At 32.1% G+C, this 15411-nt stretch carries 13 protein-coding genes, 1 pseudogene, 1 riboswitch and 1 other annotated feature; all 14 genes and pseudogenes read left to right on the top strand.

Going from position 1 to position 15411, the window contains the following annotated elements:
- Positions 1-63 precede the first annotated feature (63 nt).
- The gene (gene gap, locus LIX58_RS11460; RefSeq protein WP_126567077.1) at positions 64-1089 is read left to right on the top strand and encodes a type I glyceraldehyde-3-phosphate dehydrogenase; all 1026 of its coding nucleotides are present in this window, start codon (positions 64-66) and stop codon (positions 1087-1089) included.
- 526 nt (positions 1090-1615) lie between these two features.
- Positions 1616-2086, top strand: coding sequence for a transcriptional regulator NrdR (gene nrdR, locus LIX58_RS11455; RefSeq protein ID WP_126567076.1), 471 nt, complete (start codon positions 1616-1618; stop codon positions 2084-2086).
- Positions 2087-3266: pseudogene (locus LIX58_RS11450) on the top strand (replication initiation and membrane attachment family protein); the annotation flags it as partial.
- Positions 3267-3475: 209 nt separating this feature from the next.
- Positions 3476-4396, top strand: coding sequence for a primosomal protein DnaI (dnaI, locus tag LIX58_RS11445; RefSeq protein ID WP_126567074.1), 921 nt, complete (start codon positions 3476-3478; stop codon positions 4394-4396).
- Between the two features lie 307 nt (positions 4397-4703).
- Complete coding sequence (thrS, locus tag LIX58_RS11440; RefSeq protein WP_226386335.1) at positions 4704-6641, top strand: threonine--tRNA ligase; 1938 nt, start codon at positions 4704-4706, stop codon at positions 6639-6641.
- Positions 6642-6692: 51 nt separating this feature from the next.
- A riboswitch (Lysine riboswitch) is annotated at positions 6693-6868 on the top strand.
- Positions 6869-7030: 162 nt separating this feature from the next.
- A complete protein-coding gene (locus LIX58_RS11435; protein WP_226386334.1) occupies positions 7031-8524 on the top strand; it encodes an amino acid permease in 1494 nt (497 codons plus the stop codon).
- Positions 8525-8587: 63 nt separating this feature from the next.
- Positions 8588-8715: a sequence feature (ribosomal protein L20 leader region), on the top strand.
- Positions 8716-8737: 22 nt separating this feature from the next.
- The gene (infC, locus tag LIX58_RS11430) at positions 8738-9265 is read left to right on the top strand and encodes a translation initiation factor IF-3 (RefSeq protein WP_126567071.1); all 528 of its coding nucleotides are present in this window, start codon (positions 8738-8740) and stop codon (positions 9263-9265) included.
- A gap of 27 nt (positions 9266-9292) precedes the next feature.
- Complete coding sequence (gene rpmI, locus LIX58_RS11425; RefSeq protein WP_002448990.1) at positions 9293-9493, top strand: 50S ribosomal protein L35; 201 nt, start codon at positions 9293-9295, stop codon at positions 9491-9493.
- A gap of 56 nt (positions 9494-9549) precedes the next feature.
- The gene (rplT, locus tag LIX58_RS11420) at positions 9550-9906 is read left to right on the top strand and encodes a 50S ribosomal protein L20 (RefSeq protein ID WP_103298707.1); all 357 of its coding nucleotides are present in this window, start codon (positions 9550-9552) and stop codon (positions 9904-9906) included.
- Positions 9907-10131: 225 nt separating this feature from the next.
- Entirely contained in the window at positions 10132-10740 is a 609-nt protein-coding gene (locus tag LIX58_RS11415; protein ID WP_154837470.1) for an NUDIX domain-containing protein, read from the top strand.
- 16 nt (positions 10741-10756) lie between these two features.
- Positions 10757-11680: a hypothetical protein gene (locus LIX58_RS11410; RefSeq protein ID WP_154837472.1), complete on the top strand. Its 924-nt coding sequence runs from the start codon at positions 10757-10759 to the stop codon at positions 11678-11680.
- A 164-nt stretch (positions 11681-11844) separates the two neighbouring features.
- Positions 11845-13149 (top strand): trigger factor, encoded by a 1305-nt coding sequence (gene tig, locus LIX58_RS11405; protein WP_154837474.1) that lies wholly within the window; start codon positions 11845-11847, stop codon positions 13147-13149.
- Between the two features lie 154 nt (positions 13150-13303).
- Complete coding sequence (gene clpX / locus LIX58_RS11400; protein ID WP_126567067.1) at positions 13304-14566, top strand: ATP-dependent Clp protease ATP-binding subunit ClpX; 1263 nt, start codon at positions 13304-13306, stop codon at positions 14564-14566.
- Positions 14567-14728: 162 nt separating this feature from the next.
- Positions 14729-15316, top strand: a complete 588-nt coding sequence (yihA, locus tag LIX58_RS11395; RefSeq protein ID WP_154837476.1) for a ribosome biogenesis GTP-binding protein YihA/YsxC — start codon at positions 14729-14731, stop codon at positions 15314-15316.
- The last annotated feature ends 95 nt before the right edge of the window (positions 15317-15411 follow it).

The raw sequence follows: 15411 nt of genomic DNA, 5'->3' as shown, positions 1-15411 counted from the left end.
TAATTATGTTACACTAATTTTATAAAGTATAACATATAAACAAACAATCAAGGGGTGCTTTAAATGTCAACAAATATAGCAATTAATGGTATGGGTAGAATCGGTAGAATGGTATTAAGAATTGCATTACATAAAGATAACTTAAACGTAGTAGCAATCAATGCTAGCTATCCACCAGAAACAATTGCGCATCTAATTAATTATGATACAACTCACGGTAGATACGATAAAAAAGTAGAACCAATTGAAAATGGTATCCGTGTAGATGGTCATGATATTAAATTAGTGTCAGATCGTAATCCAGAAAACTTACCTTGGAAAGATTTAGATATTGATATCGTCATTGAAGCTACAGGTAAATTCAATCATGGAGATAAAGCAATCAGCCATATTAATGCTGGCGCTAAAAAAGTATTATTAACTGGTCCATCAAAAGGTGGCCACGTTCAAATGATTGTTAAAGGGGTAAATGACGATAAATTAGATGTTCAAGAATATGACATTTTCAGTAATGCTTCTTGTACAACAAACTGTATTGGTCCAGTTGCAAAAGTGTTAAATGATAAATTTGGTATTGTAAATGGCTTAATGACAACAGTTCACGCTATTACTAACGACCAAAATAACATTGATAATCCACATAAAGACTTACGTCGTGCGCGTTCATGTAACGAAAGTATCATTCCAACTTCTACTGGTGCTGCTAAAGCATTAAAAGAAGTTTTACCTGAAGTAGAAGGTAAATTACATGGTCTTGCTTTACGTGTGCCAACTAAAAACGTTTCTTTAGTAGACTTAGTTGTTGATTTAGAGAAGAACGTTACAGTGGATGAAGTGAACGATGCATTCCGTAATGCTGGTTTAGAGGGTATCTTAGATGTTGAGGACGCACCATTAGTATCTGTTGATTTTAATACTAATCCTAACTCAGCTATTGTTGATGCTCAAAACACTATCGTTATGGGTGACAATAAAGTTAAAGTTATTGCTTGGTATGATAATGAATGGGGTTACTCAAATAGAGTAGTTGAAGTTGCTGAACAAATTGGTAATTTAATTGCTTCTGAAAATGCAGTACCTGCTAACTAATTATATATAATAATCTCAATTCTTATTCATAAGGGAAATGAGTCAGACTGTCGACAAAGTATTGATCTTTGCCGGCAGTTTTATTTTTTACATGTATTTGTAGTTATTAGGTAGGTGTTTATTTGTTAAGTAGTGGTGCTTTTTCGGTGGAAAAGGCTTGTGTATGAATCACTCGATACTTTTTTTATTAGGCGTCTGCACAACTACACTTCATCACTCACTTCAGAACTACTAATAAGATTTAAGTTTAATTTAAAATTATTATGTAAACTTTTGAAGGTATATTTACTCATCTGAAGTTTAAGAGTGTTTGGAATAGTTATCTAAGGGAGTACAAATTTTTTATTTTCAATTATTGGACATTGTATAGCATCAATATAAGTAAAATAAATAAGGTTAAGATATATAATACCAATTTTAGTTGAAATAAATACAGATTTGGTATTATAGCTCATAAGTCGACTTCTTTTGTCTCAATTGCATTTATAGTATAATGAAGCATAATCTATTCAAGAGGGTGAAAGATATGAAATGCCCAAAATGTAATTCAACGCATTCACGTGTCGTTGATTCACGTCATGCTGATGAAGCTAATGCAATTCGTAGAAGACGTGAATGTGAAAATTGTGGAACTCGTTTTACGACATTTGAACATATAGAAGTTAGTCCGCTTATAGTTGTGAAGAAAGATGGCACACGTGAACAATTTTTAAGAGAAAAAATATTAAATGGACTTGTAAGGTCATGTGAAAAAAGACCTGTACGTTATCAACAACTGGAAGATATTACTAATAAAGTTGAATGGCAATTGCGTGACACAGGTCATACTGAAATCTCATCTAGAGATATTGGGGAACATGTGATGAATTTACTTATGCATGTGGATCAAGTGTCCTATGTGCGTTTCGCTTCTGTGTATAAAGAATTTAAAGATGTAGACCAATTACTGGCCTCTATGCAAGGTATATTGAATGAAAATAAACGGAGTGATTCATAAATGAGTTTGCAATCTTATGAATATGGTTTAAGACCTCACGATGGGTTTGAAGTTTATCGCTATTTTTTCTTTAATCATAATCATTTAGATATACTAAATCGTTTATATGTTCCACTAATTGGTACGCAAGCGATTGGTGTTTATCATTACATGAATCAATTTGTAAATGAATCAATAAGTGAAGCACTGACGCACTACACTATCATGAACGAATTAAAGATCAATTTATTAGAGTTTAGAAAGTCCATGGATGCATTAGAAGCAATTGGTTTAATTAAGACGTATGTGAAACATAGTCATGAACAATCTTTCTTTATTTATGAACTCATTCAACCACCAACAGCATATCAATTCTTTAATGATCCGATGTTGTCTGTTTATCTATACAACGAAGTAGATAATAAAAGATATAAGCGTTTAAAAGCTTATTTTGAAAAGAATGAACCTAATTTAGCAGGGTTTCAACAAGTGACACGTAAATTTACCGATGTTTTTAAAGTGCCTCAAAATAATATAAGTGTAGATTCATCTCCAATAATCAAAGAATCTAGTTATTCAGGTATCGATTTATCAAATGAAACATTTGATTTTGATATGCTAAAAGAAATGTTGCAAACGCATTTTATTAGTAGTGAAATTCTTAATAAAGAAGCACGTCAATTAATTATTCAGTTAGCTACATTATACGGCTTAACGCCAGATTCAATGAAACGCATCATTCTGAACTCAATTACAAGTAATCAACAACTTTCTTTTGAAGATATGAGAAAGCATGCTCGTTCCTATTATTTAATAGAACATAATCAGCAGCTTCCTGAATTGCAAGTGAAAACGAGTGATAGTCATCAATCATTACCTGAGACGCAAAATGAGAATGCGCTAAAAGATGATAAAACATCTACTAATGAATGGTTTGATTTATTAGAACAAACGAGTCCAATTGATATGCTTTCATCATGGTCAGAATCTGAGCCAACTTTACAACAAAAAAGAATGATTGAAGAATTAATAGAACGCGAAAAATTGTCATTTGGTGTTATTAACATTCTGCTACAATTTGTCATGCTTAAAAATGATATGAAGCTTCCTAAAACTTATATATTTGAGATTGCCTCAAACTGGAAAAAGTTAGGCATTAAAACAGCTCAGCAAGCATATAATTATGCTCTAAAAACAAATGAAGATAGTTCTTCTAAAATTTATAATTCAAATCAGTCACGTCGACGCTATTCGAAACATCGTGAAATTGTTTCAAGAGAGAAAACACCAAAATGGCTACAAAATAGAGGACAGCAATCAACGACTAAGAAAGAAGATAATGATGAACAACTTGAGAAAGATAGAGAAGCTTTTCGTGCTCAACTAGCTCAAGACTGGGAGGAGGATTAGATGAAATCTTTTAGTAGTATCATTGGAACAAACAATGAATTAGAACGCCGAATTGCTAAGATAAAGCAACAAGTTTTAAATGATGAAGACGTTAAACATTTTTTAACTCAGCATCAATCAGAATTGACGAATAAAATGATTGATAATGATTTAAATATACTACAAGAGTATAAAGACCAACAAAAGCATTATGATGGGCATGATTATGAACATTGTCCGAATTTCGTTAAAGGGCATATACCTGAACTCTATATTGAAAATGAACGCATAAAAATTAGATATAAACAATGTCCATGCAAAATTAAACATGATGAGGCACGTATTAATTCTCAACTCATTACTGCTCATCATATGCAACGTGATACTTTAAATGCGAAGGTTAAAGATATTTATACAAACGGAAGACATCGCTTAGATATTGCAATGGCGGTTAATGATATTTGTAAAAAGTTAGTGAACAAGGAAAATGTTAAAGGACTATATATTCATGGACCATTTGGAACGGGTAAATCGTTTATATTAGGCGCGATAGCGAATCAATTAAAATCTAAAAACGTTCCATCTACAATTGTTTATCTTCCAGAATATATACGTACATTAAAAAGTGGATTCAAAGATGGAAGTTATGAGAAAAAATTGCAACGCATTAGAGAAGCTAATATTTTAATGTTAGATGACATTGGAGCTGAAGAAGTGACACCATGGGTAAGAGATGAAGTTATTGGCCCTTTACTTCACTATCGCATGGTGCATGAACTACCAACATTCTTTTCTTCAAATTTAAATTTAGATGAACTAGAGCACCATTTAGCTAATACACGTGAAGGTGCTGAGCAAACTAAAGCGGCTAGAATTGTCGAAAGAATTAAGAGTTTAACGAATGCGTATTATTTAGACGGAGAAAATTTACGAAACAATTGAAATTTACAATAAGTGATGTATAATAAACTTAAATCTAAATCGTTGAAATTAATGAAGATATGATAATTTAATTTATATTATACAGAGAGCTAATGTATGGTGTGAATTTAGCTAATATATTAAATTGTTACTCCTTCATTTTAAGGTGCTAGTAATTAGTGCCCGGCTCAAGACCGTTATCTTATGTAGAGATATTTAGTGCTTACTAAATAACTAGGGTGGTACCGCGACGAACTCGTCCCTTTTTTAGGGGGCGAGTTTTTTTAATTTTCAACGATAATAGAATTTATAATTGGAGGGTTATATAATGGATCAAATTAATATTCAATTCCCAGATGGCAATTCAAAAGCGTTTGATAAAGGAACTACTACTGAAGATATCGCGCAATCAATTAGTCCTGGATTAAGAAAAAAAGCTGTAGCGGGTAAATTTAATGGACAAATGGTTGATTTAACAAGACCATTAGAAGAAGATGGTGAAATTGAAATCGTTACACCTGGAAGTGAGGAAGCTTTAGAAGTTTTACGTCATTCTACTGCTCACTTAATGGCACAAGCTTTAAAACGTTTGTATGGTGATGTGAAATTTGGTGTAGGTCCAGTTATTGAGGGCGGTTTCTATTACGATTTTGATATGGATGAAAAAGTGTCATCTGATGATTTTGAAAAAATCGAAAAAACAATGAAACAAATTGTTGATGAAAATCATAAAATCGAACGTAAAGTTGTTTCTAGAGAAGAAGCTAAAGACTTCTTTAAAGATGATCCTTATAAATTAGAATTAATTGATGCAATTCCTGAAGATGAAAATGTAACTTTATATTCTCAAGGTGAATTTACAGATTTATGTAGAGGGGTACATGTACCATCTACTTCAAAAATTAAAGAATTTAAATTATTATCAACTGCTGGTGCTTATTGGCGTGGTGACAGTGATAATAAAATGTTACAACGTATCTACGGTACTGCAATTTTCGATAAGAAAGAATTAAAAGCGCATTTACAAATGTTAGAAGAACGTCGTGAACGTGATCACCGTCGTATCGGTAAAGACTTAGAATTATTTACTAACAACCAATTAGTAGGTGCTGGATTACCTTTATGGTTACCTAATGGTGCTACTATTCGTCGTGAAATCGAACGCTATATTGTAGATAAAGAAGTAAGTATGGGTTATGATCACGTCTATACTCCAGTGTTAGCGAATGTTGAATTATACAAAACTTCAGGTCACTGGGATCACTATAGAGACGATATGTTCCCACCTATGAAATTAGATGAAACAGAAGAAATGGTATTACGCCCAATGAACTGTCCTCATCATATGATGGTTTACAATAATAGACCACATTCATATCGTGAGTTACCAATTCGTATCGCCGAATTAGGTACTATGCACCGTTATGAAGCAAGTGGCGCTGTATCAGGTTTACAACGTGTACGAGGTATGACTTTAAATGACTCTCATATCTTTGTTCGTCCAGACCAAATCAAAGATGAATTTAAACGTGTTGTACACATGATTCAAGATGTATACAAAGACTTCGGCTTCGAAGAGTATACTTTCCGTTTGAGTTATAGAGATCCAGACGATAAAGAAAAATACATGGATGACGATGAAATGTGGAATAAAGCTGAATCAATGCTTAAAGAAGCGGTTGATGAAATGGGCTTACCATATGTTGAAGCAATTGGTGAAGCGGCATTCTATGGTCCTAAGTTAGACGTTCAAGTTAAAACAGCAATGGGTAAAGAAGAGACTTTATCAACTGCTCAAATTGACTTCTTATTACCTGAACGTTTTGAATTAAATTACATTGGTAGTGACGGCGAAAACCATCGTCCAGTAGTTATCCACCGTGGTGTTGTATCAACTATGGAACGATTTGTAGCTTTCTTAACTGAAGAAACTAAAGGGGCATTCCCAACTTGGTTAGCACCAAAACAAGTTGAGATTATTCCTGTAAATGTTGATTTACATTACGATTATGCGAAAAATCTTCAAGATGAATTAAAATCTCAAGGCGTTCGCGTAGAAATCGATGATCGTAATGAAAAAATGGGTTATAAAATCCGTGAAGCACAAATGCAAAAAATTCCTTATCAAATCGTTGTAGGGGATAAAGAAGTTGAGAATAACGAAGTGAATGTACGTAAATACGGTTCACAAGATCAAGAAACTGTTGAAAAAGATGAATTTATTTGGAATTTAGTCGATGAAATTCGTTTAAAAAAACGTAGATAGTCTTGATAAAAATGGATGCTTAATGTATATTACAAATTAGTTAAAATAAAAAAATGAGTTAGAGGTTGCAACTTTGATCAGTAACTCTTCAGAAGTTGTTATGGAACGTACGTTGAAAGAGTGAAAGGTAAAGTTGCCGAAATGAATGATAACCATAATTATCATTTGTTGGGACAGTTATCGAATAGAAACTGTACTGTCACAATTTGTGATGTGCTACCGATATAGATTAAGCAAAAGGTTGCATATCTCTAAGGTATGCAGCTTTTTTTATTTCGATTTTTAATTTTACATAAATAAAAGTAAAATATAAATTTGATAAGTTAATTATCAACACATAGCAAATAAAATGTTTCTAGTTAGCCTCTACTGTAGGAAAGGAAGCTTCTATGAGTAAAGTCAAAAATCAAGATGACGGCATCAAACGTGGTTTAAAAGACCGTCACATATCCATGATAGCAATGGGAGGATGTATAGGTACAGGTTTATTTATGACATCTGGAGGCGCTATTCATGATGCAGGTGCACTTGGTGCATTAATTGCATATGCTATTATTGGTGCCATGGTATTTTTCTTAATGACTTCATTAGGTGAGATGGCAACTTATCTTCCTGTATCAGGATCATTTAGTACATATGCCACTCGATTTGTGGATCCATCATTAGGATTTGCTTTAGGATGGAATTATTGGTTTAACTGGGTAATTACAGTAGCAGCAGATGTCACAATAGCTGCTCAAGTTATTCAATATTGGACTCCTATGGCTAGTATTCCTGCATGGTTATGGAGTTGTATCTTTTTAGTAATTATTTTTGCCCTTAACTCTTTATCAGTAAGAGTGTATGGTGAAAGTGAATATTGGTTTGCATTAATTAAAGTAGTAACAGTTATCATATTTATCATTATAGGCTTACTAACAATTTTAGGTATTATGGGTGGCGAGTTTGTAGGATTTGAAACATTCACGAAAGGCGAGGGTCCTATCTTAGGAGGCAACCTTGGCGGTAGCTTATTGTCTATTTTAGGTGTATTCCTTGTAGCAGGTTTCTCTTTCCAAGGTACTGAATTAATCGGTATTACTGCTGGTGAATCTGAGAATCCAGAACGTGCTGTTCCTAAAGCAATTAAACAAGTATTCTGGAGAATTTTATTATTCTACATCTTAGCCATTTTTGTAATTGGTATGTTAATTCCTTATGATAGTAATGCTTTAATGGGTGGAGATGACAGTATCGCAACTTCTCCATTCACACTTGTATTTAAAAATGCTGGTTTAGCTTTTGCTGCTTCATTCATGAACGCAGTTATTTTAACTTCAGTTTTATCTGCTGGTAACTCAGGTATGTACGCTTCAACACGTATGTTATATTCAATGAGTAAAGATAAATTAGCATTTGATACTTTTGGTAAAACGAATAAACACGGTGTGCCATATTTAGCATTAGTTGCTACAGGCGTGTTAGTTATTGTTATTTTCTTAGTTCAAAAGCTTAGCGGTGGCGCATATGAATACATTGTTGCAGCAAGTGGTATGACTGGATTTATTGCATGGGTTGGTATTGCCATTAGTCATTATAGATTCAGAAGAGCCTTTGATAGACAACACCATAATAAGAGTGAATTAAAATATAAAGCTAAATGGTTCCCATTTGGTCCTATATTTGCAGGGATTTTATGTGTGATTGTTATTATTGGACAAGACGTAGATTTTATTAAAACAGGGCATTTTGATTTAAATCGCTTTGTTATTACTTACATGGGTATTCCAGTATTTTTAGCATTTTATATCTACCATAAAATTAGATATAAAACAAAATTAATACCGCTTGATAAAGTGGATTTACGTCAAGATGTTAAAATGGATGATATTAAACATCATTAGATAAAAAATAATTGTTGACTTACATGATAAATGCTGATATGATTATTAACGTTGAATACGAAACGAACCAAGTAGAAACACCCGTTTCTCACCTGTAGCGACGCTTTAGGCAGTTGGCAGGTTAATCATGTCACACATTTATTGTGTATGAGTGAAGAGCGGGCGTTATACGTCCGCTCTTTTTACTTGGAACATTTCGTAAAATTTTGGGAGGTGTCAACCATAGCAAAAGATCAAACGCAAGTTAACGAAAAAATTCGTGCAAAAGAATTACGTGTCATTGGCCAAAACGGAGACCAAATCGGTGTTAAATCTAAACGTGAAGCTTTAGAAATGGCTGAACGTGTAGAATTAGACTTAGTGGTAGTAGCTCCAAATGCTAAGCCACCTGTTGCGAGAATCATGGATTACGGTAAATACAAATTCGAACAACAGAAAAAAGAAAAAGAAATGAAAAAGAAACAAAAAGTTATCAACGTTAAAGAAATTCGCTTAAGTCCAACAATTGAGGAACACGATTTCCAAACTAAATTGAAAAACGGACGCAAATTCTTATCTAAAGGCGATAAATGTAAAGTTTCAATTCGTTTCAGAGGTCGTGCGATTACGCATAAAGAAATTGGTCAACGTGTATTAGAGAAATTTGCTGACGAATGTAAAGATATTGCAACTGTTGAACAAAAACCTAAAATGGAAGGGCGTCAAATGTTTATCATGTTAGCGCCTGTAAACGAAAAATAATTCATAATTAGTAGGAGGAAATGAATCATGCCAAAAATGAAAACTCACCGTGGAGCAGCTAAACGTGTTAAAAGAACTGGTTCAGGTCAATTAAAACGTTCAAGAGCTTTCACATCTCACTTATTCGCAAACAAAAACACTAAACAAAAACGTAAATTACGTAAAGCTAAATTAGTTTCTAAAAGCGATATGAAACGCGTAAAACAATTATTAGCTTACAAAAAATAATTGTAGACGTTAAATAAGAACGATAATAAACAGTTATATCTAAGGAGGAATTTAATATGCCACGAGTTAAAGGTGGAACAGTAACAAGAGCCCGTCGTAAAAAAACTATTAAATTAGCTAAAGGTTACTTCGGTTCAAAACACACACTATATAAAGTAGCAAAACAACAAGTTATGAAATCAGGTCAATATGCATTCCGTGACCGTCGTCAACGTAAACGTGACTTCCGTAAATTATGGATTACACGTATCAATGCAGCTGCACGTAAACACGATATCAGCTATTCAAGATTAATGAACGGTTTGAAAAAAGCTGACATCAACATCAACCGTAAAATGCTTTCTGAAGTAGCTATTTCAGACGATAAAGCATTCGCTGAATTAGTATCAAAAGCTAAAGAAGCTTTAAAATAATATAAGATAGAAGATTTTATCAAGTCTTCACATATTGTCGACAAAGGTGTTTATACTTTGTCGACATTTTTTTATAACATATTTAATCGACTAGTTATAACAAACAAACCAGTTCTTAATAAATTAAAGCGCTTCGAACTAAGAAATAGTAATTGCTTTAATTGTTGTTCGATAGAGGAGTTTGATAAAATACATAAAAAGAATACATTAAATAAGGAGAATAGTATGTCTAAATACGATGAACAAATTATAGTAGTTCCTAGAAAAACAATTTTTGAAGATGAAAAAAATGCATTTAATGGATTTTTGTCTAAAAATGATCCTCAAGGAGATAGTATTTTTAATGCTTTACCACACTACGAAGTAAAACGTCGTGGAGATATGGAAGAAGATCCTTCATATAAACAATTAATTTCGTATTGCTTACTTGAAAATGAAAATAATGAATTACTAGTTTATAAACGTTTAAGTGGTGGAGGAGAAGAACGTTTACATGGACAATCTTCAATAGGTGTAGGTGGCCATATGAATGATGTAGTAGGCGCACAATCTATTAATGAAATTCTACGTGTTAATGCGCAACGTGAACTAGAAGAAGAGGTTGGTTTATCAGAACAAAATTCACAAAATATGGATTATATCGGTTTTATTAATGATGATACTAATGAGGTTGGCAAAGTTCACATCGGAGTTGTGTTTAAAATTAAAGTCAATTCCCAAGATATTGAAGTTAAAGAAACTGATACTTTAAAAATTGAGTGGGTTGAACAAGAAAAAATTGAAGACTATGATAACTTCGAAACATGGAGTGCGTTAATTTTAAAAGATTTATAAAAAAGGGGGCAAAATAGTGTCAGATATCATCCCTTTTCCTAAAGCGCAAAATAAACTTTATAACGATATTATCGAAATGGATAATCGACAAAATTATGATAAGTTATATCAGTTGTTTGAAGATTACGAAGCACAATACGAATTAGATGACAAACTAGCTTTAATTAAATGTGATATGTTGTATCAGCTTAAGTCATTTTTAGAATTGCGCGAAGAAGCCATTGTTCTTTTGAAAAAAGGCTTACCTTATTATGATGAACTAATGATTTATTATATCAAAGCTTTAAATGGTCTAGGTCAGTACTATGAAGCTATTGAAGTCATCACTCAAATAATTGATGAAGTAAAAGATCATAAAACAAGAATGGCTTTATTTCCTATAAAAGAATATGCACAGTCTCAATTAAATGAAGATAAACATTTAACTAGTCAGTTATTATCCCAATTCAATACTTTAAATTTAAATGAACAAATTAAATTGATAATGAAATTAATTGATAACGGACACTACGAATTTAAAGAAACGGTAGCATTTTTACTTACAAATGAGGTAAAAGCTAATAATTTGAAAAGTATAATGCTTGAGTATTTACGATTTGCAGAATATGAAGAATCAATTACGATAGATAAATATGGATACTCAATTAGTATCAAACCTTCAAAATTGAAAGGTCTTGAACATACTGAAATGAAGAATAATGTGATACCTAAAGTGACTGAACTACTTAGTGAAGGCGCGCTTAATATATCTAAAGAAGCACATCATATTATGAATAATCATTCCATATTGCTTTATCCATTAAATATATTTGAGTTATATAGTGAACTAGATTGGGTAAAAACATATGAAGATTATTTTAAAACAATGATTGGCTTGGAAACAAATGAAGCTAATTCAGAAGTATTACAACTTATTTATATTTTAGATGGTCAAAATTGAGCAAATTAGTTTATATTATATTCAATATTCGTTAAAGTAAGGTTATTGATTTTCTTAAATAAGAGTGAGAAAAGCCCTATAAAACAATGTTTGTTTCCATATTAGACGTATGATATAATAGGGAAGTTGAAAAAATAAAAAATGTAATCATGGAGGTATTATACATGACAGCAACTTGGGAAAAAAAGGAAGGTAACGAAGGATTATTAAAAGTTACAGTTCCAGCAGAAAAAGTAGACAAAGCATTAGATCAAGCATTTAAAAAAGTAGTTAAACAAATTAACGTGCCTGGTTTCCGTAAAGGTAAAGTGCCTCGTCCAATTTTTGAACAACGTTTCGGCGTTGAAGCATTATATCAAGATGCAGTAGATATTCTTTTACCAGAAGCTTATGGTGAAGCTATCGATGAAACTGGAATTAATCCAGTAGCACAACCAGAAATCAATGTTACTCAAATTGAAAAAGGTAAAGACTTCGAATTCGAAGCTACTGTAACAGTTGAACCTGAAGTTCAATTAGGTGATTACAAAGGTTTAGAAATTGAAAAACAAGATTCTGAATTAACAGATGAAGACTTACAAGAAGCCATTGATCACAGTTTAAGTCACTTAGCTGATATGGTAGTTAAAGAAGACGGCGCTGTTGAAAACGGCGATACAGTTAACATTGACTTCGACGGTTATGTTGACGGTGAACAATTTGAAGGTGGCCAAGCTGATGGTTACGACTTAGAAATCGGTTCAGGTGCATTCATTCCTGGATTTGAAGATCAATTAGTAGGATTAAAAACTGGCGAAGAAAAAGACGTAGTTGTTACTTTCCCAGAAGAATATCATGCTGAAGAATTAGCTGGTAAAGAAGCTACTTTCAAAACTAAAGTAAACGAAATTAAATATAAAGATGTTCCAGAATTAGACGACGAAGTTGCTAATGAATTAGATTCAGAAGCTAACTCAGTTGACGAATATAAAGAAAACTTACGTAAACGTTTATCTGAACAAAAAGCTACAGAAGCTGAAAACGTTGAAAAAGAAGAAGCTATTAATAAAGCAACTGAAAATACAACAATCGACATTCCACAAGCTATGATTGATACTGAATTAGACCGTATGGTTCAAGAATTTGGTCAAAGAATTCAACAACAAGGTTTAGATTTACAAACTTACTTCCAAATCTCAGGTCAAGATGAATCTCAATTAAGAGAACAAATGAAAGAAGATGCTGAGCAACGTATTAAAACTAACTTAACTTTATCTGCAATTGCTGATAAAGAAAACATCGAAGCTACTGATGAAGACATCGATAAAGAGTTAGAAAAAATGAGTCAACAATTTAACATTTCAGTTGAAGATATCAAAAATACTTTAGGTAATACAGACATCATTAAAAATGACGTACGTATTCAAAAAGTTATCGACTTATTAAGAGACAATGCTAAATACGTTGAAACAACTAAAGAAGATAAATAATTAATTTTCAAAATTAATATATTAAAATTTAAGTAGCAGGTGCATCAATAAATGTATCTGCTACTCTATATTTTAAGCATTATAGTTGTTTACTATAAATTTGCATTGTAGAATGCTATCTAGTATAGTCGTTTAAGAATAGAGGTGTAAATGAATGTTTAAATTCAATGAAGATGAAGAAAATTTAAAATGTTCTTTTTGCGGTAAGGACCAAGATCAAGTTAAAAAATTAGTTGCAGGTAGTGGTGTTTATATCTGTAATGAATGTATTGAATTATGCTCTGAAATAGTAGAGGAAGAATTAGCACAATCTAATTCTGAAGAGTTTACTGAATTACCTACACCTAAAGAAATTATGGATCACCTTAACGAATATGTTATTGGTCAAGAAAAAGCCAAAAAGTCTTTAGCTGTAGCAGTATATAATCATTACAAACGTATTCAACAATTAGGACCAAATGAAGATGATGTTGAATTACAAAAAAGTAATATCGCTTTAATCGGCCCTACAGGTAGTGGTAAAACATTATTAGCGCAAACACTTGCTAAAACACTTAATGTACCATTCGCAATTGCAGATGCTACAAGTCTTACAGAGGCTGGTTACGTAGGTGACGATGTTGAAAATATCTTATTACGTTTAATCCAAGCTGCTGATTTCGATATTGATAAAGCTGAAAAAGGTATTATCTATGTCGATGAAATTGATAAAATTGCACGAAAATCTGAAAACACATCAATTACACGTGATGTTTCAGGTGAAGGTGTACAACAAGCTTTACTTAAAATTTTAGAAGGTACAACTGCTAGTGTGCCTCCTCAAGGTGGACGTAAACACCCTAACCAAGAACTTATCCAAATTGATACAACAAATATCTTATTTATCTTAGGTGGCGCATTTGATGGTATTGATGAAGTAATCAAACGTCGCTTAGGTGAAAAAATTATTGGATTTGCTAGTAATGAAGCTGATAAATATGATGAAGAAGCTTTACTTGAACAAATCCGTCCAGAGGATTTACAATCTTATGGTTTAATCCCTGAATTTATTGGTCGTGTTCCAATTGTTGCTAATTTAGAAACTCTTGATGTAGAAGCATTAAAAAATATATTAACTCAACCGAAAAATGCATTAGTTAAGCAATACACTAAAATGCTTGAATTAGATAATGTGGAGTTAGAATTCACTGAAGAAGCTTTAGCAGCTGTGAGTGAAAAAGCAATTGAACGCAAAACTGGTGCACGTGGTTTACGTTCAATTATTGAAGAAGCATTAATCGACATTATGTATGATGTGCCTTCATCAGATGATGTAGCTAAAGTAGTGATTACTGCTGAAACTATTCAAGATGAAATCGAACCTGAATTATATGATTCAGAGGGTAATTTATTAAACGATAGTAAAACATCTGCTTAACATAATTAATTATATTTCAAACCCAAATCGCTCTTTGAGATTTGGGTTTTTCTTTTTCACATTAAAAGAGAATTTGTGAGTAGTTACATAGTCTTTTAGGTTTACGTTAAAATATATTATAATAAAACAGTTATAATAAACTTTAAAGAGAGAGGATATCATATGAATATTAATCCTAATAATATAGATTTAATTATCAGTGCAGTTCAAGAGGCACAATATCCAGAAACTGGTCTAGCTGAAGTAGCATTAAGTGGTCGTTCAAATGTAGGTAAATCTTCATTTATTAATAGTATGATTGCTAGAAAAAATATGGCTCGTACATCACAACAGCCAGGTAAGACTCAGACTTTAAACTTTTTTAATATTGATGATCAATTAATCTTCGTAGATGTTCCTGGTTACGGTTATGCAAAAGTAAGTAAGTCACAGCGTGAAAAGTTTGGAAAGATGATTGAAGAATATTTAACTAAAAGAGAAAGTTTGAAATTAGTTATACAGCTTGTAGACTTACGCCATAATCCTACAGAAGACGACGTATTAATGTATGATTATTTAAAGCATTTTGATATTCCTACATTAGTAATTTGTACGAAAGAAGATAAAATTGCAAAAGGTAAAGTACAAAAGCATATTAAAAATATAAAAGAAAAATTAGATTTAGATCCTGAAGATACCATTATTAGTTATTCTTCGATTCAAAATACAAAACAACAACAAATTTGGGATTTAATTTCTTCTTATTTATAATGATTATAATCACTACTAAAGTAAAATAGTCTAGTGTGATGAAAGTATGACAATTAATGACAAAAAATTGACGTTAGATTAGAATCTTTCTAATT

Origin of the sequence: Staphylococcus sp. Marseille-Q1834, assembly GCF_916858875.1 — a bacterium.
GTDB lineage: Bacteria > Bacillota > Bacilli > Staphylococcales > Staphylococcaceae > Staphylococcus > Staphylococcus pragensis.
The sequence above is the reverse complement of the archived record's forward strand: the minus strand, read 5'-3'. Positions and strand labels throughout refer to the sequence as shown.

Bases quoted from the DNA above. Each gene is read 5' to 3' on its own strand.
- gap (WP_126567077.1), top strand. From the start codon at position 64: ATGTCAACAAATATAGCAATTAATGGTATGGGTAGAATCGGTAGAATG.
- nrdR (WP_126567076.1), top strand. From the start codon at position 1,616: ATGAAATGCCCAAAATGTAATTCAACGCATTCACGTGTCGTTGATTCA.
- dnaI (WP_126567074.1), top strand. From the start codon at position 3,476: ATGAAATCTTTTAGTAGTATCATTGGAACAAACAATGAATTAGAACGC.
- thrS (WP_226386335.1), top strand. From the start codon at position 4,704: ATGGATCAAATTAATATTCAATTCCCAGATGGCAATTCAAAAGCGTTT.
- LIX58_RS11435 (WP_226386334.1), top strand. From the start codon at position 7,031: ATGAGTAAAGTCAAAAATCAAGATGACGGCATCAAACGTGGTTTAAAA.
- rpmI (WP_002448990.1), top strand. From the start codon at position 9,293: ATGCCAAAAATGAAAACTCACCGTGGAGCAGCTAAACGTGTTAAAAGA.
- rplT (WP_103298707.1), top strand. From the start codon at position 9,550: ATGCCACGAGTTAAAGGTGGAACAGTAACAAGAGCCCGTCGTAAAAAA.
- LIX58_RS11415 (WP_154837470.1), top strand. From the start codon at position 10,132: ATGTCTAAATACGATGAACAAATTATAGTAGTTCCTAGAAAAACAATT.
- tig (WP_154837474.1), top strand. From the start codon at position 11,845: ATGACAGCAACTTGGGAAAAAAAGGAAGGTAACGAAGGATTATTAAAA.
- clpX (WP_126567067.1), top strand. From the start codon at position 13,304: ATGTTTAAATTCAATGAAGATGAAGAAAATTTAAAATGTTCTTTTTGC.
- yihA (WP_154837476.1), top strand. From the start codon at position 14,729: ATGAATATTAATCCTAATAATATAGATTTAATTATCAGTGCAGTTCAA.